Source organism: Selenobaculum gibii, from assembly GCF_030273445.1.
In the GTDB taxonomy this organism is placed as follows: Bacteria; Bacillota; Negativicutes; order ICN-92133; family ICN-92133; genus Selenobaculum; species Selenobaculum gibii.
Map to the genome: position 1 here is coordinate 1,037,529 of NZ_CP120678.1, position 22,085 is coordinate 1,059,613.

Annotated in this window: 17 protein-coding genes and 3 rRNA genes; 13 read left to right on the plus strand and 7 right to left on the minus strand. The window is 36.1% G+C overall.

The window, feature by feature from the left end:
* Position 1: 1 nt before the first annotated feature.
* On the minus strand, positions 2–907 hold the full coding sequence (locus P3F81_RS04915; protein WP_147668156.1) for an RluA family pseudouridine synthase: 906 nt from the start codon (positions 905–907) through the stop codon (positions 2–4).
* 236 nt (positions 908–1,143) lie between these two features.
* Between P3F81_RS04915 and pepD the strand changes: the two genes are divergently transcribed.
* The 3 genes from pepD (at position 1,144) to thrC (ending at position 4,829) form a co-directional block, all read left to right on the plus strand.
* On the plus strand, positions 1,144–2,616 hold the full coding sequence (gene pepD / locus P3F81_RS04920) for a beta-Ala-His dipeptidase (protein WP_147668158.1): 1,473 nt from the start codon (positions 1,144–1,146) through the stop codon (positions 2,614–2,616).
* Between the two features lie 225 nt (positions 2,617–2,841).
* Positions 2,842–3,312 carry a Cys-tRNA(Pro) deacylase gene (gene ybaK / locus P3F81_RS04925; protein WP_147668160.1) on the plus strand — a complete coding sequence of 157 codons (471 nt, stop codon included), beginning with the start codon at positions 2,842–2,844 and terminating at the stop codon, positions 3,310–3,312.
* Between the two features lie 23 nt (positions 3,313–3,335).
* On the plus strand, positions 3,336–4,829 hold the full coding sequence (gene thrC / locus P3F81_RS04930) for a threonine synthase (protein ID WP_147668162.1): 1,494 nt from the start codon (positions 3,336–3,338) through the stop codon (positions 4,827–4,829).
* A 136-nt stretch (positions 4,830–4,965) separates the two neighbouring features.
* Here thrC and P3F81_RS04935 read toward each other — a convergent pair whose 3' ends face one another.
* The 3 genes from P3F81_RS04935 to P3F81_RS04945 form a co-directional block, all read right to left on the minus strand.
* Entirely contained in the window at positions 4,966–5,268 is a 303-nt protein-coding gene (locus P3F81_RS04935) for a zinc-ribbon domain containing protein (protein ID WP_147668165.1), read from the minus strand.
* A gap of 133 nt (positions 5,269–5,401) precedes the next feature.
* Positions 5,402–7,264: an oligoendopeptidase F gene (gene pepF / locus P3F81_RS04940; protein ID WP_147668167.1), complete on the minus strand. Its 1,863-nt coding sequence runs from the start codon at positions 7,262–7,264 to the stop codon at positions 5,402–5,404.
* A gap of 93 nt (positions 7,265–7,357) precedes the next feature.
* Positions 7,358–8,137: an N-acetylmuramoyl-L-alanine amidase family protein gene (locus tag P3F81_RS04945; RefSeq protein ID WP_147668169.1), complete on the minus strand. Its 780-nt coding sequence runs from the start codon at positions 8,135–8,137 to the stop codon at positions 7,358–7,360.
* Between the two features lie 278 nt (positions 8,138–8,415).
* Here P3F81_RS04945 and P3F81_RS04950 point away from each other — a divergent pair, with 278 nt between their 5' ends.
* The 6 genes from P3F81_RS04950 (at position 8,416) to P3F81_RS04975 (ending at position 17,005) form a co-directional block, all read left to right on the plus strand.
* A complete protein-coding gene (locus P3F81_RS04950; protein ID WP_147668171.1) occupies positions 8,416–10,167 on the plus strand; it encodes a B12-binding domain-containing radical SAM protein in 1,752 nt (583 codons plus the stop codon).
* Positions 10,157–11,101, plus strand: a complete 945-nt coding sequence (mnmL, locus tag P3F81_RS04955; protein WP_147668174.1) for a tRNA modification radical SAM protein MnmL/YtqA — start codon at positions 10,157–10,159, stop codon at positions 11,099–11,101. Before P3F81_RS04950 ends, mnmL begins: the two co-directional genes overlap by 11 nt.
* 402 nt (positions 11,102–11,503) lie before the next feature.
* A 16S ribosomal RNA gene (locus P3F81_RS04960) occupies positions 11,504–13,060 on the plus strand.
* 245 nt (positions 13,061–13,305) lie between these two features.
* A 23S ribosomal RNA gene (locus P3F81_RS04965) occupies positions 13,306–16,230 on the plus strand.
* Positions 16,231–16,562: 332 nt separating this feature from the next.
* Positions 16,563–16,679: ribosomal RNA gene (rrf, locus tag P3F81_RS04970) — 5S ribosomal RNA — on the plus strand.
* The 16S, 23S and 5S rRNA genes sit together here, the layout of an rRNA operon.
* Positions 16,680–16,882: 203 nt before the next feature.
* On the plus strand, positions 16,883–17,005 hold the full coding sequence (locus tag P3F81_RS04975; RefSeq protein ID WP_309320710.1) for a hypothetical protein: 123 nt from the start codon (positions 16,883–16,885) through the stop codon (positions 17,003–17,005).
* Positions 17,006–17,065: 60 nt separating this feature from the next.
* Here P3F81_RS04975 and P3F81_RS04980 read toward each other — a convergent pair whose 3' ends face one another.
* Both P3F81_RS04980 and P3F81_RS04985 read right to left on the minus strand, forming a co-directional pair.
* Positions 17,066–17,782 carry an SIMPL domain-containing protein gene (locus P3F81_RS04980; RefSeq protein WP_147670794.1) on the minus strand — a complete coding sequence of 239 codons (717 nt, stop codon included), beginning with the start codon at positions 17,780–17,782 and terminating at the stop codon, positions 17,066–17,068.
* A gap of 117 nt (positions 17,783–17,899) precedes the next feature.
* Positions 17,900–18,610, minus strand: a complete 711-nt coding sequence (locus tag P3F81_RS04985) for a M48 family metallopeptidase (RefSeq protein WP_309320712.1) — start codon at positions 18,608–18,610, stop codon at positions 17,900–17,902.
* 215 nt (positions 18,611–18,825) lie between these two features.
* Here P3F81_RS04985 and P3F81_RS04990 point away from each other — a divergent pair, with 215 nt between their 5' ends.
* Complete coding sequence (locus tag P3F81_RS04990; RefSeq protein ID WP_147670790.1) at positions 18,826–19,173, plus strand: ASCH domain-containing protein; 348 nt, start codon at positions 18,826–18,828, stop codon at positions 19,171–19,173.
* 66 nt (positions 19,174–19,239) lie between these two features.
* On the opposite strand, the gene P3F81_RS04995 is transcribed toward P3F81_RS04990, so the two are convergent.
* Complete coding sequence (locus P3F81_RS04995) at positions 19,240–19,440, minus strand: DUF1858 domain-containing protein (protein ID WP_147670788.1); 201 nt, start codon at positions 19,438–19,440, stop codon at positions 19,240–19,242.
* 392 nt (positions 19,441–19,832) lie between these two features.
* Between P3F81_RS04995 and P3F81_RS05000 the strand changes: the two genes are divergently transcribed.
* From P3F81_RS05000 to mraZ, 3 genes are all read left to right on the plus strand, one after another.
* Positions 19,833–20,615, plus strand: coding sequence for a prolipoprotein diacylglyceryl transferase (locus tag P3F81_RS05000; protein WP_147670786.1), 783 nt, complete (start codon positions 19,833–19,835; stop codon positions 20,613–20,615).
* A 48-nt stretch (positions 20,616–20,663) separates the two neighbouring features.
* Positions 20,664–21,476 (plus strand): polysaccharide deacetylase family protein, encoded by an 813-nt coding sequence (locus P3F81_RS05005; protein ID WP_147670784.1) that lies wholly within the window; start codon positions 20,664–20,666, stop codon positions 21,474–21,476.
* Positions 21,477–21,644: 168 nt separating this feature from the next.
* Positions 21,645–22,076 (plus strand): division/cell wall cluster transcriptional repressor MraZ, encoded by a 432-nt coding sequence (gene mraZ, locus P3F81_RS05010; protein ID WP_147670781.1) that lies wholly within the window; start codon positions 21,645–21,647, stop codon positions 22,074–22,076.
* Positions 22,077–22,085 lie beyond the last annotated feature (9 nt).

Below are 22,085 nucleotides of genomic sequence, written 5' to 3' on the forward strand. Positions count from 1 at the left end.
TTTATTTGCGTAACTGGATGAGTAACTCATTCATATCTTTTGGCATTGGTGCTTGAACTAAAATTTTTCGGTTGCTTTCAATGTGGTTAAATTGAACTTTTGCTGCATGCAGAGATTGATGTGAAATTAAATTGGATTTTTTTCCATACATGGAGTCGCCTAAGATAGGTAGCCCAACAGAAGCTAAATGAACGCGTATTTGGTGCGTCCTACCTGTTTCTAAAGATAATGATAGAAGACTATGGGTCTCTGCTAAATTTTCGATTACTTCATAATGAGTAATTGCTGTCTCTCCAGTAGACGAAGTTATTCGTTGATTAGGGAATGACGGATGTATGGCAATAGGGCGGTTGATGGTGGCCTTTTTTTCTTGCGGGCATCCTTCGGTTATTGCAAGATAGAAACGTTTTAAAATCTGGTGTTCAAGTTGCTTTGTTAGCAGAGTTTGGCTATGTGCGCTTTTGGCGAATACAATACATCCTGAGGTATCGCGATCAAGGCGATGCATAGGTCGGATAGTTGATAAAATTTGTTTGGATTGAAAATAGTACGCTAAATAATTCGCTAAAGTATTATTAGTTGTTTGTCCTGTTGGATGTGTTAATAGTTTTGGTGGTTTATTAAGTACGATTACATGTTCATCTTCATACAGAATATCAATTTTTTGATTTTGTGGTGTTACGCCATAACTTATATCTGGAAAGTCCATGACTCGTAATATGTCATTTTCTTTTAGTTGACGCTTCATAAAGGTTGTTTTTCGATTTAAATAAATTCCCTTATTTCGAGTAAGTAATTGGCGTTTACGTGAAGAATAATGAAGAATATTTTTTAAGTATTCTTCTACTGTAAGATTCGCAGAGTCTAAATTTATTACATAAGTTGAAAAAGATTTTTTTGTATGCATTTTTACCTCAATGATTTATTTTATTTATTTTGCATCAAGTATTATAACAAAAATAATACGATTTTTACATGAAAAAGAATTTTATTTTAAAAATAATGGAAGTATAATGATTCAATAGCAATGTAAATTTTTATTTGTCACATGCAAATTCGAGTCTTTACAATTGACCATCTAGATGAATTATGTTAAATAAGTGGTTTTTATAAGTAATGAATCAAAAAAAGGAGGAAAAATAAATGAGTTATGTTGATACATTAAACGATAAAGATAGAAAAATTTTAAATGGGGTGCTTAAACAATTTGAAAAATTAGCTGCTATTCCTCGTAAATCTGGTCATGAAAAAGCTGTAAGTGATTATTTATATCATTGGGCACAGCAGCAGGAATTAAAAGTTATTCAAGATGATACAAATAACATTATTATTGATAAACCAGCAACTCCCGGATATGAAGATTTGCCACGGGTAATTTTGCAAGGGCATATGGATATGGTATGTGTGGCTGAACCTGGTAAGGACTATAATCCATTGCAGGATGCAATAGAGTTAATCAATGACGGCAATGTACTTAAAGCCAAAGGAACTTCATTGGGGGCAGATGATGGAATCGGCGTTGCTGCAGCACTTTATATTCTAGCAAGTGACACAATTCAACATGGAGAGCTTAGAGTTATTATTACAACGGATGAAGAAGCCGGAATGAGTGGAGCATCAAATTTAGAGTCTACATATTTAGATGGTGCATATTTAATTAACTGCGACTCAGAAGATTGGGATAAAGTGACGATGAGTTCGGCAGGCAGTGTTAATATTGATGTTACAGGTGATATTCAATGGAAAAAGGCAATATATCAGAATGCGCTAAAATTTACCTTGACTGGAATGCTTGGCGGACATTCAGGTGTAATGATTCATGATAATCGTGCTAACGCGATTAAAATTATGGGATACTTTCTATATCAGTTAAAAAAGGCAGAGGTGGCATTTGAGATTGCAGATTTAAGCGGAGGCACAGCAAGAAATGCTATCCCATCTACTTGTGAAACTATTTTAGTTTTGGATGAAGAATATTTTGGACGTGCTAGAGAAGTGATTGTTAACGTTAAACAATATGTATTAGAACATTTCTCAAAAGAGATAGGTTTTGAAATTCAAGTAGAAAAAGTCGATATGCCAACGAAAGTAATTGAGGAAAAAATAGCGGATAAAATAATAAATTTTATTTGTATGGCGCAAGATGGTGTACATACAATGTCTTCAGCAGTAGATGGATTAGTTGAAAGCTCATCCAATATGGGATTGGTTGAAATAAATAATGATCAGATTAAATTTAATATTTTCCCACGTACTTCGGTGGATAAATATTTTAATTACTTTCAAGAGGTTTTTGGGAAAATAGCAAGTTTATGTGACTTTCATATGAATTTTTCGGGAAAATCGCCAGGATGGCCAGTAAATGAAAATTCTAAGCTTATTCCTTTAACAGTAAAAATATTTGAAGAACAAAATAAAATTCCTATGAAAAAAGAATCGATTCATGCAGGTTTAGAAGCAGGTTGGTTTAGTGCTAAAAATCCTGATCTGGATATTATTTCAATCGGACCAAATGTAAAAGATATTCACTCACCGCAAGAGCATTTAGAATTGTGTACTTTAGTGCCACATGTAAAATTAATCATAGAGATTTTAAAGCGAGTAAAAGAATTATAAAGTAAGCAGTAATCTAGGTGAATCCCCATCAGCAAATAAAAATCTAAAACTAATAATTCATAAATTTAACTTTATTTATCTAAAGATTGCTAAAAGATACATCATACGTTATAATGATTCATGTTGGTATACAATGTGGACTATTATAGAAAGAAAAATAGAATAAAATGTATCTATGTACTTGCGAGGGAATACAGATATATTTTAACAGAGGAGCCATAATGGATGAAAAAGACAAATGTAGCTAGGATCTTAGATGGTCTTAACATTCAATATGAACTTAAAGAATATGAAGTTGACTTGGAAGACTTAAGCGCACCAAATGTTGCTAAAAAAGTAGGAATGCCTTTAGAACGAGTCTTTAAAACGTTAGTAGCACGCGGGGATAAAAATGGGGTTTTGATGGCCTGTATTCCAGGTGGTGCAGAGCTGAACTTGAAAGCTTTGGCAGCTGTTAGTAACAATAAAAAGGCTGAAATGGTGCACTTGAAGGAAGTGCAAGGGTTAACTGGATATATTCGCGGTGGAGTTTCACCTCTTGGAGCTAAAAAAGTTTATCCTGTATATCTAGATCAACGCATGGATAATTTTGAAACTATAGCAGTTAGTGCGGGTGTACGCGGATGTCAAATTATAATTGCTCCAGATGACTTGAAAAAGGCTGTAAACGGTATGATGGCTAATTTAATCCGGTAATCTATTAGGTAAAGGAGAAAACTATGAGATATATAAGTACGCGGGGAAACGAAAAAGAATTAACAGCGGCAGGGGCGATTATTGCAGGGATTGCTGATGATGGAGGATTATTTGTTCCGAATCATATACCGGTATTGGAAAATAATTTTATTGAAAGTCTCATTAACTTATCTTATCAAAATCGTGCTAAGAAAATTTTAGCTGAATTTTTAACAGATTATACGGAAGCTGAAGTTTCAGCTTGTGTAGAGCGTGCCTATGGAAATCAAAAGTTTGATATTGATTTAATTGCACCAGTAGTTAATTTATCAGAGGATACAAATGTATTGGAATTATGGCATGGACCGACGAGTGCATTCAAGGATATGGCATTGCAATTGTTGCCTCAATTAATGTCTACAGCATTAAAAAAGACAGGTGAAAAAGCTGAGATTATTATCCTTGTCGCAACTTCTGGCGATACGGGGAAGGCTGCTTTAGAAGGATTTAAAGATGTAGATCAAATTCGTATTATGGTTTTTTATCCGCAAGAAGGCGTTAGTCAAATGCAACGATTACAAATGGTTAGCCAAAAAGGAAACAATGTTTCTGTTATTGCTGTTCATGGAAATTTTGATGATGCTCAAACCGGTGTGAAAAATATTTTCAATGATGAAGAGTTTAACAAAAATTTGAATGAAGCAGGCTTCCAGTTGTCTTCGGCAAATTCAATTAACTGGGGGCGTCTTGTACCACAAATCGTCTATTACTTTAGTGCATATGCTGATTTAGTAAAAGAAAATAAATTAAAAATGGGGGACAAAGTTAACTTTGTTGTGCCTACAGGAAACTTTGGCAATATTCTAGCTGGATATTATGCAAAACGGATGGGCTTGCCGGTACATAAATTGATTTGTGCATCAAATGCAAATAATGTGTTGACTGATTTTTTACAAACTGGTACATACAATCGAAATAGAGCATTTCATAAAACAGCTTCGCCGTCCATGGATATTTTGATTTCAAGTAACCTTGAACGATTATTGTTCCATATTGGTGGAGGAGATAAAGTGCAAGTTAAAGCGTGGATGGAATCACTAAATAAAAATGGTGAGTATACAGTTGGTGCTGATTATTTAGCAAAAATCAAAGAGGTATTTTGGGCTGACTGGGCAGATGATACAAAAACAGCAGGAAAAATTAAATCTGTTTATGAAAAACATCAATATGTTGCAGATACACATACTGCAGTAGCGTGGGAAGTAGCGGATCGTTATAAAAAAGTTACAGGTGATACAACTGTAAATGTTATTGTATCTACAGCGAGTCCGTACAAGTTTAATGCAAGTGTTTTGGCCGCATTAGATAAATCAAAAGTTACCGAAGGCAACGAATTTGCTATGCTAGATGCATTGGAAAAAATAAGTGGGATGAAAGTGCCTGAGGGATTGGATTCCTTAAGAACAATTAAAATATTGCATAAACAACAATGTGAAAAAGAAGATATGAAAAAGGTTGTTATGTCTTTAGTAAAGTAGTTTATAAATAAATAGGCTGTTACTAACCAATAAAGTTAGTAACAGCCTATTTATTTATAAAACAAAAGCTATTTGTATCGTGTAACAGCTCTTGTTTTTGCAATTAAAAAGGAGACCTAATAGGTCTCCATAATAATTAATAACTTTTATGTGCTTGGAAGCAATCGCGACAGAAAACAGGTTTACCTTCTGTTGGTTTGAAAGGAACTTGTGTATCTTTACCACATTCGCTACATACTGTATCGAACATTTCGCGTTGTTGACGGAAACCGCCATTACCGCCTCTGTTATTTTGTGCTTTTCTAGCAGAACGACATTCTGGACAACGAGAAGGTTCATTTTGGAATCCTTTCTCAGCGTAAAAAGCTTGCTCTGATGCAGTAAAGCTGAATTCAGCTCCACATTCTTTACATGTAAGTTGTTTGTCTTGGTAGGTCATTGTTAACCAACCTCCTTAAAAATATTAGTCGCCAACGAATTGAGCTGGTAAGTTGATTGGTTAGGCCTCGCAAGTTATCCAGAGCAATTTAATTAGTTACTGTAGTCTACTATACTGTGAAATCTTACTATTGTCAAGAGTTTATTAGTAATTCTTCCAATTCTTTAAGTCTTGAGGAGAATTTTTCTAAAGTAATTTCTAACGGTGTAGATGCCGTCATGTCTACGCCTGCTACCTTTAATAAATCAATAGAATAGTCTGATCCTCCGCTTTTTAAATAGTCAAGATATTTTTTTTGTGCGGATTGTCCTTGGGTCTGCAAATTATTCGCTAATGTAGTAGCGGCAGCATAACCAGTTACATATTTGTATACGTAAAACGGACGATAGAAATGGGGAATACGAGCCCATTCAATTTTGATTTCATCATCGATAATGATTTCATTTCCGTAGTAAGATTTATTTAAATCTAACCAAATTTTTTCAAAACTATCTGCGGTCAGAGATTCATCGGCTTCTGCTTTGTGATGAACAATCATTTCAAATTCGGCGAACATGGTTTGGCGATAAACAGTGGTTCGAATTTGTTCTAAATATTGATTGATAAAATAAATGCGTTTTTTAGGATCTTTTTCATTTTCTAACATATAATCAAGCAATAAAATTTCATTCGTTGTTGAGGCGACTTCAGCACAAAAAATTGTATAAGAAGACGTATTATAAGGCTGTGCTTCGTTACTATAATAACTATGCATTGCGTGCCCCAGTTCATGTGCTAATGTCGAAACAGCGCCGTATTTATTATCATAGTTTAATAATACAAATGGGTGAACATCATATATGCCCCAAGAATAAGCACCTGTGCGTTTTCCTTGGTTTTCATAGATATCTACCCAGCCGTTTTGTACGCCTTGTAATAAATCGTTAATGTATTTTTCACCCAATGGTTTTAAACTATCCACTACAAGTTTTAGACCAGTATCATAAGGATAGTTACTATTTACATTTTCTACTAGAGGCACATATAAATCGTACATATGAATCTCTGATAAATTTAAAAAGCGTTTTTTAAGATTAATATACTGATGAAGTTTTGAAAAATATTTATGCACTGTATCAATAACTTTTGTATAAACATTAGTTGGTACATTGTCTATTTCTAATGCAGCTTCAAGCGTAGAAGAATAGTTTTTTGCTTTAGTATAAAAAATTTTGTTTTTAATACAGCTGGCATAAGTGGTAGCCAAAGTATTGCGATAGGCGGCATAAGTATCAAAAAGGTTTTTAAACGCTGTTTCCCTCACTTCGCGATCAGTTGAACGAATTAAAGAATTATAGCGCCCTTCGCTAAGGGTTACCATCTCACCAGATTCTGTAGGTGTTTTAGGAAATTTTAAATCTGCATTTGTTAACATACTGAAAATATTGTTAGGAGCTTTTAAAAGTTCGCTTGTTTTGGCTAAAAGTTCTTCTTCTAGTGGAGATAAAACGTGTTTATTAAGTCGCAATAAATCCTGGATGAAAAATTTATATTCTCTTAGACTTGCTTTGCTTAAGAGCATTTGGCGAAGCTTATTTTCTGGCATAGCAAGCAATTCTGGTTCAATGAAAGCTAGAACGGAGGATGCTTGTGATAAAAGTGATTCTATTTGAGAAGTCATAGATTGATAATCTGAATTTTTGGCATCAATATCTCTATGCATACGTGCATATCCATATAATTTACCTAAAATGATATTGATCTTATCAGCGTTTTTTAAACAATCAAATAGTTGATGGGCATTTTCATCAAGCCTTCCTTTAAATTTAAGCATTTGCTTTAACAGAGTTTTGATTTCTGTAATATCTTTAAAAAAGTCATCTTTGGTTTGATAGATATGATTTAATTTCCATTGATCCTTACTGCTAATTTCACTGCGAAGCGGGACTTCGTGTAACTTTTTTATTGATGAAGCAGGTGTTAAATTTTGAAAAAAACAGTTTTTGTATAAATACATATAAGTTTTTAGCTCCTTTGAATTATTGAAATAGTTTTATTATATTGCAGTTCTATGAATATTATACCAACTTATTCTTTTAAAACACAGAGATTATACCTTAAAATATCGAACAATACCTTGGTAAATCCCATCAGCAATTTTTTCTCTACCATCTTCACTAGCTAAAAATAATTCTTCTTCTGGATTTGAGATAAAAGCTGCTTCTACTAAAACTGCTGGCATAGATGTATAGCGGATAACGTAAAAACTAGCAAATCTTACCCCAAGATTTTTTGTATGAATTTCTTGTATTAAAGAATTCTGAATACAAGATGCTAATACATAAGATTTTTCGTCATAATAAAAAGTAGAAGTGCCTGCATTTGTGCTATTAGAAAAAGAGTCATTATGAATGCTGATAAAGATATCTGCATTCGTATCATTTGCTAACATAACTCTTTGGCAGAGCTCTTCTCTTTTGCTTAAATTATTATAAGATACAGCTTGATCGGATGTTCTAGTCATGACCACGGTAGCACCATTGGCTTCAAGTTTTTGCTGTAGTTTTAATGCAATTGCTAAATTGTTGTTTTTTTCCATTGTTTTTTGTGGTCCCATGGCACCATAATCTTCGCCGCCATGACCTGCATCAACACAGATAATTTTATCTTGTAATCGTAAGCTTTCTAATTCTCCACATTCTATTGAATTTTCATCATAATTTATTGGGATTTGTTCATTAAAATTTGTAGAAACGTAAATCGTTTCTTTCGTAGGATTATAAGAAGTTCGCCAATTTAATGCTTTGGCTAAACTTTTGACTGTAACTAATAAGTCCTTGCTGGCTCGGAGATTATCAGCTAATTTTTGTCCATCGAATACAATTCGCATAGAGTTGCACCACCTTTAGTAGTTTTGGTGTATTCTATGATTACTTTTTAGTAAAATGTGATTATCATGTGGGTCTTTTGTTTTCAACGGTTTTTTATTCTATGATTAACGAGAATATCTAGCGAAATAAACGATTCTCGCAAAAGCAAAGAGTTTGTTTATCTGCTTTTAATACTTCCGTGACGGCAAAAGTAAACATGGATAATAAAAGGGCAAAACTTCTTTTGACAACGAACGTGTTTATGATACACTATTGAAAGATATACGAGGTGATTTATATGAAAGTAGTTTTAACAACATTAAATGCAAAATATATACATTCTTCATTGGCTTTGCGATATTTAAAAAAATATTGTAAAGATCTTATGCCTATAGAAATTGTAGAGTTTACGATTAATAATCATTTATTAGATATTGTTGGACAAATTTATGAAAAACGCCCAAATGTCATTGGCTTTGCCTGCTATATTTGGAATATCGAAATGACGATTAAAATTATTGATTTGCTAAGAAAGGTATTGCCAGAAACAAAAATCATTTGCGGTGGACCGGAAGTTTCTTATGATGGCATTGAATTTTTAAAAAAGCATCAAGCGGTAGATTATATTGTGCTTGGTGAAGGGGAAGAAACTTTTTATCAATTATTAGAACGATTACAAAGTAAGCAAGAAATTAAAGATATTGTAGGGGTTATAGAACAAAATAAAAAAGTAGATGGTAACCGGGCGGTCGTTGTCGAGAATCTGAATACAATACCATTTCCATATCAAGAACAAGATATGGATGGATTGAAAGATAAAATTATTTATTATGAAAGCTCTCGTGGTTGCCCATTTTCCTGTCAATATTGTCTATCTAGTGCGACAAAGGGCGTACGGTTCTTTTCAATAGAACGTGTATTAAAGGAATTAGAATTTTTTATTCAACATAATGTTCGCCAGGTGAAATTTGTTGATCGAACTTTCAATGCAAAGAAAAGTCACTATATTCCGATTTTAAAATTTTTACTTAAACAGGAGTGTCAAACCAATTTTCATTTTGAGGTCGCGGTTGATTTATTAGATGAAGAAGTTTTAGATATTTTGTCCAAAATGCCAAAGGGTAGGGTACAATTAGAAATTGGAATTCAATCAACTAACTTAGAAACTTTAGAGAGTATCCAAAGAAAGAATCAATGGGAGAAAATCGTAGGGAATGTGGGAAAGATTCTATCTTTTCATAATATTCATATGCACTTAGATTTGATTATTGGATTGCCAAAAGAGGATTATCGTTCTTTTGCAAAGTCTTTTAATGACGTGTATGCATTAAAGCCTCATATGCTGCAACTTGGATTTTTAAAAATGTTAAAAGGATCGGGAATTGCACAAAATCATCAAGTGGATGAATATATCTTCATGGATAGTGCACCGTATCAAGTATTGGCAAATCGTTATATTTCTTATGAAAAAATAAGATTTTTACAGATATTCGAAGAGGTTTTTGAGTTGTATTATAATGCAGGGCGGTTTAGAAATGTAACGGAGTATCTTATTCGATTAGAGAATAATGATGCTTTTCATTTCTATGAAAAATTAACACAGTATTGGATAACGAGAAAACTACATTTAGTGGCCCATACGACAAAGGCTCTTTATCAATATTTATATGATTTTTGTGAAGTGTATGAGCCAAAGGAAATAAAGATAATAAAAGAATTGATGAAATTTGATGCGTTAACTACTGATAAAGGTAGCATACGTCCAGCTTTTCTTAACTGGAATGAAGATTTATATTATGAAGCGAATGCTGATTTTTGGCGGAAAAATTGGGCGGGAAAATATATTAAAAATTATAAATTTACAACATGGCGCGACATTAAGAAAAAATATCATATTGAGTTTTTCTCTACTGACATTTTTACTTTAATCAAATCAGGTGTTATCATTGAAGAGAAGACAGCTGTTTTATTTTCGCTGGAGCAAGAAGAAATTCAATATCAAAAATTAGAGGTAAAAGATTTTTTGCAAGGGGATTGTCATGATTTATAATGCTTATTCGGATGATTTAAAGAAACGTTATGGAGAAAAGGTTTATAAATTACCTGTTGGTTTGCCACTTACCTGTCCAAACCGAGATGGGGTATGTGGAGTTTCAGGATGCACTTTTTGTGGGGAAATTGGTGCAGGTTATGAAAATTTGCCAGCTGATATGACGGTAACAGAGCAAATTAATGCCAATCGTGCGCATATTTCGCCCAAATATAAAGCTGAAAAATTTATTGCATATTTTCAAAATTTTAGCAATACGTATTTGCCGGTAGAAAAATTACGCTGTTATTTAGAGGAAGCCTGTCAAGATGATATTGTAGGAATTGCAATTGCCACTCGACCAGATTGTATTCATGATGACTATCTGGCGATGATGAAAGAGGTAAAAGAAAAATATCAGATTGATATTTCTATTGAATTAGGTTTACAAAGCGTGAACTATCATTCTTTAATCAAAGTGAATCGTGGACATACCTTAGCAGAATATATTGATGCGGTTATGCGGATTAAAAAATATGATTTAGCGATTTGTACCCATTTAATTTTAAACTTGCCATGGGATGATATGACGGATGTAATAGAAAATGCAAAAATGATGTCAGCATTACAGATGAATCAAGTCAAGTTACATGCTCTATATATTGTTAAAGAGACGAAAATGGCAAGGGAATACGAAGCTGGAGATATACAATTAATTAGTAAAGAAGAATACATGGAACGAGTTATCACGTTTCTTGAATACTTAGATGATAAGATTGTTGTCCAGCGTCTAATTGGACGAGCACCTGAAAGTAATACTTTATTTAGCAATTGGCAGACTGGCTGGTGGAAAATTCGCGATACGATTCTAAAGACCATGCAAGAGCGTGGTACTTATCAAGGGCGACTTTGTAATTATTTAAATGGTAGTGCCGTAAGAGGATTCGTTAAATAGGAAGTAGAATATAAATAGTTAAAAGATTAAGCAAAAATATGAGGATAAAAAAATTCTCGTATTTTTTCATAAAAGATATTGACAAAAAAGAATGAAGCGTGTAATATAATACAAGTCGCTAACGAGCGGCACGGGAAGTGAGCTTTATCAATCATCTTAAAAAAAGATGTTGACAAAACAAATCGCTTCTGATAATATAAATGAGCTGGTTACGCCGGCAATCAAGTGTTCCTTGAAAACTAAACAATGTAGATATTAAGTAATGTATTACTTGATTCAATTATGCCAGATGTGCGGGTTTCGTTTTAAACGAAACACAAAACAAATGTTACAAAAAAGTAACAACAATTTCTTTTAAAGAAAAGATAATTATTGAGCCATTTAGGCTTTCTAATAATAAATTTATTGGAGAGTTTGATCCTGGCTCAGGACGAACGCTGGCGGCGTGCTTAACACATGCAAGTCGAACGGAGAATTATTTCGGTAATTCTTAGTGGCGAACGGGTGAGTAACGCGTAGACAACCTACCTTTTAGATGGGGACAACATCGCGAAAGCGGTGCTAATACCGAATGTTGATAATGAAATGCATGTTTCGTTATTTAAAGATGGCCTCTATATATAAGCTATCGCTAAAAGATGGGTCTGCGTCTGATTAGCTAGTTGGTGAGATAACAGCCCACCAAGGCAACGATCAGTAGCCGGTCTGAGAGGATGAACGGCCACATTGGGACTGAGACACGGCCCAAACTCCTACGGGAGGCAGCAGTGGGGAATCTTCCGCAATGGACGAAAGTCTGACGGAGCAACGCCGCGTGAGTGAAGAAGGTTTTAGGATCGTAAAGCTCTGTTGTTTAGGACGAATGTGCCTTATGCGAATAGTATGAGGTAATGACGGTACTAAACGAGAAAGCCACGGCTAACTACGTGCCAGCAGCCGCGGTAATACGTAGGTGGCAAGCGTTGTCCGGAATTATTGGGCGTAAAGGGAGCGCAGGTGGGAAAATAAGTCTGTTTTAAAAGTGCGGGGCTCAACCCCGTGATGGAATGGAAACTGTTTTTCTTGAGTGCAGGAGAGGAAAGTGGAATTCCTAGTGTAGCGGTGAAATGCGTAGATATTAGGAGGAACACCAGTGGCGAAGGCGACTTTCTGGACTGTAACTGACACTGAGGCTCGAAAGCCAGGGTAGCGAACGGGATTAGATACCCCGGTAGTCCTGGCCGTAAACGATGGGTACTAGGTGTAGGAGGTATCGACCCCTTCTGTGCCGGAGTTAACGCAATAAGTACCCCGCCTGGGGAGTACGGCCGCAAGGTTGAAACTCAAAGGAATTGACGGGGGCCCGCACAAGCGGTGGAGTATGTGGTTTAATTCGACGCAACGCGAAGAACCTTACCAGGGCTTGACATTGATTGAAAGACGTAGAGATACGTACCTCTTCTTCGGAAGACAAGAAAACAGGTGGTGCATGGCTGTCGTCAGCTCGTGTCGTGAGATGTTGGGTTAAGTCCCGCAACGAGCGCAACCCCTATCATTTGTTGCCAGCACGTAAAGGTGGGAACTCAAATGAGACTGCCGCGGATAACGCGGAGGAAGGCGGGGATGACGTCAAGTCATCATGCCCCTTATGTCCTGGGCTACACACGTACTACAATGGGATTGACAGAGGGAAGCGAAATCGCGAGATGGAGCAAACCCCAGAAACAATCTCTCAGTTCGGATTGTAGGCTGCAACTCGCCTACATGAAGTCGGAATCGCTAGTAATCGCAGGTCAGCATACTGCGGTGAATACGTTCCCGGGCCTTGTACACACCGCCCGTCACACCACGAAAGTCAGTCACACCCAAAGCCGGTGGGGTAACTCTAACGAGAGCTAGCCGTCTAAGGTGGGGCCGATGATTGGGGTGAAGTCGTAACAAGGTAGCCGTATCGGAAGGTGCGGCTGGATCACCTCCTTTCTAAGGAGACATGAGAATTTGAAATAGAATTCTTGTCATCCAGGTCGACACATTTGGCATCTACATTGATTAGTTTTGAGGGAATACAAGTATGTATTGACTCAAAAATGTTCTTTGAAAACTACACAGAAGAAACAAATGAAATTAATCAACCTCTCAAAAGAGAGAGTAAATTAACGACATTTTAGGATTCAAAAAAACAAACTAAGCATCAAAAATGATGAACTTAGAGCTTAAATGACGTAAGTCAAGCTACTAAGGGCATACGGCGGATGCCTAGGCGCCAAGAGCCGAAGAAGGACGCGATAAGCTGCGAAAAGCCATGGGGAACTGCAAGTAAGTCTTGATCCATGGATGTCCGAATGGGGGAACCCAGCAGTAGTAATGTACTGTTATCCATGCCAAAGAGCATGAGAAGGTAGACCCGGGGAACTGAAACATCTAAGTACCCGGAGGAAAAGTAATCAAATGAGATTCCCTAAGTAGCGGCGAGCGAACGGGGAAGAGCCCAAACCAGCTGACTTCGGTCAACTGGGGTTGAGGACTGACAAAAAGCGAAATTTATCTAATCGAATGACTTGGGAAAGTCAAGCGTAGAAGGTGAAACTCCTGTAGATGAAAGATAAATAAGTGGGTCAGAATCCAGAGTACCACGAGACACGAGGAACCTTGTGGGAAGCAGGGGGGACCACCCTCCAAGGCAAAATACTCCTTGGCGACCGATAGCGTATAGTACCGTGAGGGAAAGGTGAAAAGAACCCCGGGAGGGGAGTGAAAAGAACCTGAAACCGTATGTCTACAAGCAGTTGAAGCACTATAAATGTGCGACAGCGTGCCTATTGAAGAATGAACCGGCGAGTTACAGTATCTAGCGAGGTTAAGTGGAAAACACGGAGCCGAAGCGAAAGCGAGTCTTAATAGGGCGAAAGTTAGATATTGTAGACCCGAAACCGCAGTGATCTATCCATGACCAGGTTGAAGCTCAGGTAAAATTGAGTGGAGGACCGAACCCGTGAACGTTGAAAAGTTTTGGGATGAGTTGTGGATAGGGGTGAAATGCCAATCGAACGCGGAGATAGCTGGTTCTCCCCGAAATAGCTTTAGGGCTAGCCTCAAGGTAAAAAGTATAGACGGTAGAGCTCTGATCGGGCTAGGGGGCGTAAAGCTTACCGAACCCAGTCAAACTGCGAATGGCTATACTTGTACTTGGGAGTCAGACTGCGAGTGATAAGACCCGTAGTCAAAAGGGAAACAGCCCAGAACGCCGACTAAGGTCCCCAATGCTGTGCTAAGTGGCAAAGGATGTAAAGCTTCACAAACAACCAGGATGTTGGCTCAGAAGCAGCCACCATTTAAAGAGTGCGTAATAGCTCACTGGTCGAGAGGCTTTGCGCCGAAAATGTCCGGGGCTAAAGCACAGAACCGAAGTCGCGTCAGCATACTAAGTATGTTGGGTAGGGGAGCGTTCTATACACGACGAAGGTATACCGAAAGGAGTGCTGGAGAGTATAGAAGTGAGAATGCCGGTATGAGTAGCGAAAAGGAAGGTAAGAATCCTTCCCACCGAAAGCCTAAGGTTTCCTGAGCAACGATCGTCGACTCAGGGTAAGTCGGGACCTAAGCCGAGGCAAAGAGCGTAGGCGATGGACAACAGGTAAAGATTCCTGTACCACCGATAATTGTTTGAGCAATGGAGTGACGCAGAAGGAAGGTTAAGCGGGCAGATGGAAACGCCTGTCTAAGCTGGTAGGGTGAGATGTAGGCAAATCCGCATCTTAAAAACCTGAGAAGTGACGGAAAGATGTAAGCAATTACATTGAATTTAACTGGACCACGCTGCCAAGAAAAGCTTCTAGTGAGATTAAAGGTGCCCGTACCGCAAACCGACACAGGTAGGCGGGGAGAGAATCCTAAGGTGCGCGGGAAAACCCTCGTTAAGGAACTCGGCAAAATGTATCCGTAACTTCGGGAAAAGGATAGCCATTTTTGGTGAAGCTACAAGCTAGCAGAGCTGAAGAAGGCGACAGAAGAGAGGCCCAAGCGACTGTTTACCACAAACACAGGTGCATGCGAAAGAGAAATCTGAAGTATATGTGCTGACACCTGCCCGGTGCTGGAAGGTTAAGAGGAGGGTTTAGAAGTAATTCGAAGATCTGAATTGAAGCCCCAGTAAACGGCGGCCGTAACTATAACGGTCCTAAGGTAGCGAAATTCCTTGTCGGGTAAGTTCCGACCCGCACGAAAGGTGTAACGACTTGGGCACTGTCTCAACGAGGGACCCGGTGAAATTGAAATACCTGTGAAGATGCAGGTTACCCGCGACTGGACAGAAAGACCCCATGGAGCTTTACTGCAACCTGACATTGGTTTTTGGTAAATAATGTACAGGATAGGTGGGAGACTGAGAATATGGTACGCTAGTATCATAGGAGTCAATGTTGGGATACCACCCTTTATTTACTGAAAATCTAACTGAATGAATAACAAACATCAAGACAGTGTCAGGCGGGCAGTTTGACTGGGGCGGTCGCCTCCGAAAGAGTAACGGAGGCGCCCAAAGGTTCCCTCAGCGCGGCAAGAAATCGCGCGAAGAGTGTAAAGGCAGAAGGGAGCTTGACTGCGAGACGGACAGGTCGAGCAGGTACGAAAGTAGGGCTTAGTGATCCGGTGGTACCGAGTGGAAGGGCCATCGCTCAACGGATAAAAGCTACCCTGGGGATAACAGGCTAATCTCTCCCAAGAGTCCATATCGACGGGGAGGTTTGGCACCTCGATGTCGGCTCATCACATCCTGGGGCTGAAGTAGGTCCCAAGGGTTGGGCTGTTCGCCCATTAAAGTGGTACGTGAGCTGGGTTCAGAACGTCGTGAGACAGTTCGGTCCCTATCCATCGCGGGCGTAAGAAACTTGAAGGGAGCTGCTCCTAGTACGAGAGGACCGGAGTGGACGAACCAATGGTGTACCAATTATGCCGCCAGGCGTACAGTTGGGTAGCTACGTTCGGAAAGGATAAACGCTGAAAGCATCTAAGCGTGAAACCAGCCTTAAGATGAGGTTTCTCATAGAGTAATCTAGTAAGACCCCTTGAAGAAGACAAGGTAGATAGGCCAGATGTGTAAGTACAGTAATGTATTTAGCTGACTGGTACTAATAGGTCGAGGGCTTGACTTAAAGCAGAGAGCCAATATACCATGAGCGAAAGCGAATGAAGTAGATTGAGCGAATCGCTTTACTCCGAGCGTAAAGAAATGGAGCGAGTGAGTTTCATATCTAAGCGAAGCGGAGTAAAGCAAGAATAAAATGTAGTTAAGATTAATTTCAATTCTTCTGTATAGTTTTGAAGGAACATATCTAAAAAGAAAGTTCACTTCAAAAAGCACGGATGACTAGAAATGTGCAGATACAAGGCGCAGCGGAAAGAAGAGAGGAAGGCGTAATGAGAATTACGTTGACTGAACGGATTGAGCAGTAACGAAGTAGATGTGCGTTTATAGACAGACGGATCTGGTGTCGATAGCTATAGGGTACCACCTGTTCCCATACCGAACACAGTAGTTAAGCCTATACACGCCGAAAGTACTTGGATGGAAACGTCCTGGGAGGTTAGGTAGATGCCAGTTATATTTAGCACTCACTTTGGTGAGTGCTTTTTTCGTTTGTTTGGATTTGTTTCGAAAATTTAAGTCTTAATGTATACTATTGGAAATGGGGGAGCACTAAAAATATAAAACGCATTTTTTCTATAATTATTAGAAATTTTTATGGTAATTATTACTTTATTCTTGAGGTATGCTCCTTTATTGAAGCAATAGGGCAAAGCGCGATGGATATTAAAGAAATTACTAAAGTTGAACAGAAAACTTCTATGGATATTCAAAGAAGAAGACAAGTAAATAAAAAGAGTTTTAATGCGCAAGATTATAGAAAAATAAGATTTAATACTTGAAAATAAATAAAAGCATTCACACTAGTGTGAATGCTTTTATCTGTTCATTAAAGGAAGCTTCTATTGAATTTCGAAAATAATCTCTACGTTTGCATTGACTTTAATATTATCTGGATTTATGGAAGGGGCAGTACTGTCGAAAGATTCACTTTTCATTAAGGCGTATCTTGAAATAGTAGAAGGTTGAAAATATACGTTATTTTCTTTTACTGCGACTACATTAACAATCTTTTTATTAATAGTTTTAGCAATGATATCAGCTTTAGCTTTAGCATTTTCGATAGCTGCGACGAGGGCTGTATTTTTTATATTATCATTATCTTTTACTGTAAAATTAATTGAGTTAATATTTGTAGCACCATTTTTTACTCCAACATCTATGATTGTTCCGACTTTACTAAGATCGGAGGATGTTATAGAAAGAGTATTACTTACTGTATATGCGATAATTTCGTGATGATTATTTTCTTGATTGTTGTAGATAGGATAAAAATTATATTGTGTAGTTTTGATTTCTTTTTTATTTGTGCCTATGTATTCTAAAGCTTTTTGTATTTGATTTGCTATTTGATTGTTTTTTGTTTCTGCTTCACCTGCATCGTTTGCCGAGGTAGTAATTCCAATTTGAATAGTTGCTTGGTTAGGTGCAATAGACATTTCGCTATTTCCTTCAACAGTGATTGTGTTAATTGTTAGTGAATTATTTTCATTTGCATACGTAATTACATGGAACATACATAAAATTGATACAATTAATAAAATTTTATGAAACTTCATAATAATCCTCCTCAAATTTTTATTTTCTTAACAACTTAATAACAGAAAACAATAAAGTATAAGAAACTTTCGTTATTAAATTGTTAATATATAGAATTGTTTATGTAAAAGCTATATTTATTTAGAGAAAAGACTTGATAAAATATAGCTGTTCTTTTTTAACCAATTTCGTTCATCTTTATAGTTAGGACAATAGAAGGCAACATGATCCCAAAAATCTGCTGAGTGATTTAAATGAATCAAATGGGATAATTCGTGTATGATAAGGTAATCAATTACAGATAAAGGAGCCATAATAATGCGCCAATTATAGTTAATATTTTTCTTCGATGAGCAACTGCCCCAGCGGGTTTTTTGTTCTTTAATTGTTAAACGATTTATTTTCAAATTCATTTTTTTACACCAAAAGATATTTCTCTCGCTAAGATAAGATAATGCCTCTTTAATATACCATGCTTTTATTTCTCTAGCAATTTCTTGTTTGTTTTTTGAATTAATATAGAGTTGATTCTGATCTAAAAAAATTGTTGAGCTAGAATTGTTATGGTAGGGGGAGATTTTTATTAGTCCTCCTTTAAATAGGATTAGAGAATCAAATTCTATATTTTGGTTAATATGAATTGATTCATTTTTCAAGATTATTTGATTTTTATTGTAAATCCACTTTGCTTTTTTAATAAGAATTGTCTTTATTTCATTATTTGATATTTGTAAAGGTAGTTTTATTTTTAACGTATAAGGGGCAACTAATTGAATTGCAATAGTTTTTCGTTCCGATTTCTCAATGTTTAGTTTATAGTTATGTTTATTAATAGAAATTACTTGCATAAGGAAGCCTACCTTTGTCATAGCGTAATTTTGTATAGTGTAAAATTTAGTAAATAAAGTTGTTTATAGGTTATATAATTTAGTCTTTACATTGTCTTTATAAATTGTAATTTTCATGGTAAAATTTTATATGAGAATGAATATAAAATTTTGTTTATTCCAGAAAAGGAAACTTACATAATTAGGTTTTATTTTACTTAAAGGAGCGCGATAAAATGTTTGCACTTAATTTCCAAGCCAAGAAACACGAAAAATTACTTTTAGCAAGACAAAAAAATTGTACCGTTCGCTTAGGAGATGTACGCGACCATTTTCCTGAAAATTCTATTGTTTGGATTACGACAGGTGTAAAATTTGAACCAAAAAGAAAATTGTACACTGCTTTTATTGATAGAGCACAAGTTAAAACAATAGCCGATTTGACATCAAATGATTTAGGGCATCAAAATCCGGACATAAAGACTAAAGAGGAGCTTATCGCGGATTTTGAGGTGATTTACAAAAAGAGAATCACACCAGAAGATACAGTTACAGTCATCTATTTTTCTGAGGTAACAGAATAATTGGCAAAATAAAAGCGGGTGTTGCAAGGAAAGCGCAACACCCGCTTTGTCCGTTATGGTAAAAAACTATTCAGCGGCTACCGCTTTGTTTAATGCATCGATTAAAGCATCAACATCAATACCATGAGCAGAAGCACCTTGTTCTACATTTTCGAAACGGGCTGCAGCACAGCCAAGGCATCCCATGCCAGCGCCGCGGAAAACATCTACAGTTTGTGGATATTTTTGAACAATTTCAAGAATCCCCATATCTTTTGTAATAAGCATTTATTTTCCTCCTTAAGATAAAATAAAGTTGATTCAGCAATACTAAAAAATATGACTGAAAACCAATGAATCATCCAATTTTTACAGAGTTTAATTTTATCCGATAACAAAACCACGTCAAGGCCCCCATTTTCTACAAATAGGAGTTATACCCACAGGGCACAGACGAGGAACTAAGTCCAAGGATAAGTGCGACTAGGACTCAGAGAAAATATGTTCTATTGAATCAAGTCTTTTTTGTTAAAGTCTGTTCATCACCGGATAAATTTTCACTAACTAAATTATTATATCATATTTTTTTTATTTTAATAAGAGTTATATAAAAATAGACTGGAAAATTTATAGTATTGGAGTTAGAATAGAAAACGCAGTAAAAAAAAGGAGATGAAATTATGGAAATAGTGGCTTTATCTATTGGTGATTTAAATATTTATTGTTATGGACTGATAATAAGTATTTCTATAATTATGGGATTATTCATTACTTATTGGCAAGTTAAATTACGTAATGAAGATTTTTCACCCGTTATAGATGTGCTAATTTTATCTATAATGTTGGGAATCATAAGCGCCAGACTTGTCTATGTCTTGCGAAATTGGGGACTATATGAGGGGCAGTGGATAGATATTTTTCAGTTCACTAAAGGTGGATTTTCGATATATGGAGCTTTTTTGGGTTTTCTAGTTGTTCTTTACTACTATTGCAAGTCTAAGAAAATATCTATGCTGTATTGGTTAGATATTTTAATTCCGGGGGTTATCTTTGGAATTGCAATGGATCAATTCGGTCATTTTGCATATCAATCCGTTATAGGGATACCGGATACGGGAAAGATTGCGGGTTATATTGAATATGCGTTTCGGCCATCAGGGTTCGAGCAATATGAATATTTTCGTCCTGTAGCATTATATCAAGCGGTTTGGCAAGTTGTTGTTTTTAGTGGGGTATGTATTTTTAATTCTTGGCAAAGTAAAAAGAAACAATTTTATACGGGAGTTTGCTTTATGTTAGGAATAAGTGGAGCTGCTATGGGAAGGTTTGTATTAGGATTTTTATATATTAGCGCACATCCTGGTTTGCATATAGAGCAAATTTTTAGCCTTTTTATTTTGGTAATTTGCATAGGTTTTATTTTGAAGTATAGCATAGATAAAAAGAATACAATGTCTCATTAAAGACGAATTTAATACTTTACTGATTGATGTTAGGTTGAGGAGGATTTTATGAAAAAATCTGAACGGTATAAAATAATTATCTTAGTTTTTTTATTGCTTGCATTACCTTTTATTATGTCAAGTCCAAAAGCGATTTCAGAAAGTTTTAAACCTCTATTAAATGATGGACCAAATATAACAATTTTAAATTATCACAAAGTTGATAATATGAAAATTGCCTTATCTGTATCACCAGAAGAATTTGAACAACAAATGAGTTATTTAAAGTCAGAAGGGTATACTACAATTAGTCCAAAAGATTTAATGGATTTTATGGAGTTTGATAAAGAATTGCCAGATAAACCTTTACTTATCACTTTTGATGATGGATATGTGGATAATTATCTAAATGCATATCCAGTGATGAAAAAGTATGGATTTACAGGAACAATTTTTATTGTGACTGATTTTATTAGTAGTGATGAACGTTTTCTTACATGGGATCAAGTAAAAGAGTTAAAAGAAAATGGATTTTATATAGGTTCACATACGATGCAGCATATTCCAATGACCGATGTTAATGATGAAATATTAAGAAATGAACTTTTAGGATCTGCTGCTGCGTTAGATTATCATTTGGGAAAGGACGATTATTTTATTGCTTATCCAACGGGAGCATATAATTCTCATGTGGAGAAAATTGTAAAAGAGTGTGGTTATAGGGCAGCATTCACTATTCAATATGGAAATGTCAATAAAGCAAGCAATCCTTATGCGCTAGAAAGAATACCGATTTTTAAAAGTGATAAAACCTTTCGCAGTTTTTGTTTAAGAGTGAATTTGACTAGCTTTTTTCAACGCATGGGATTGATTAGAAGTTGATTTTGTATAGATATTATCATTTATATAGGCGAATGGACCTATTTTAAAAAAATTTTTATGAAAAATATTAAAAATGGCAGGAGTTTTTCACTGAATAACGAATTGGACATAAAAAGTGGTGGAAAGTGGTACGTTGTGGAGTGAATTTATTGCTGGTGGTGATTCAATGTGTTGATGGGGGAATATTCACATATAGTCGACACAAAAGGTCGAATGATTTTACCTGCAAAATTTCGCGAAGAGTTAGGTACTAGCTTTATTCTAACTAAGGGTCTTGATAATTGTTTGTTTATTTATGAAGCTTCTGAATGGAGTGTATTGGAAGGGAAACTTAAGCAATTGCCATTATCGAAGCCCGAAGCTAGAGCTTTTATGAGATTTTTCTTTTCTGGTGCAACACAAACTGAGTGTGATAAACAAGGTAGAATCCTTATTCCGTCTAATTTGCGCGAATATGCAAAATTAGATAAAGATGTTGTTGTTATTGGAGTTTTAAATAGAGTAGAAGTTTGGGATAAGAATTCATGGAATTCATATAATGATCAGTTATCTCCTGCTGTGACAGAAATTGCTGAACATTTAGCTGATTTGGGTATATGAGAGGAAGGT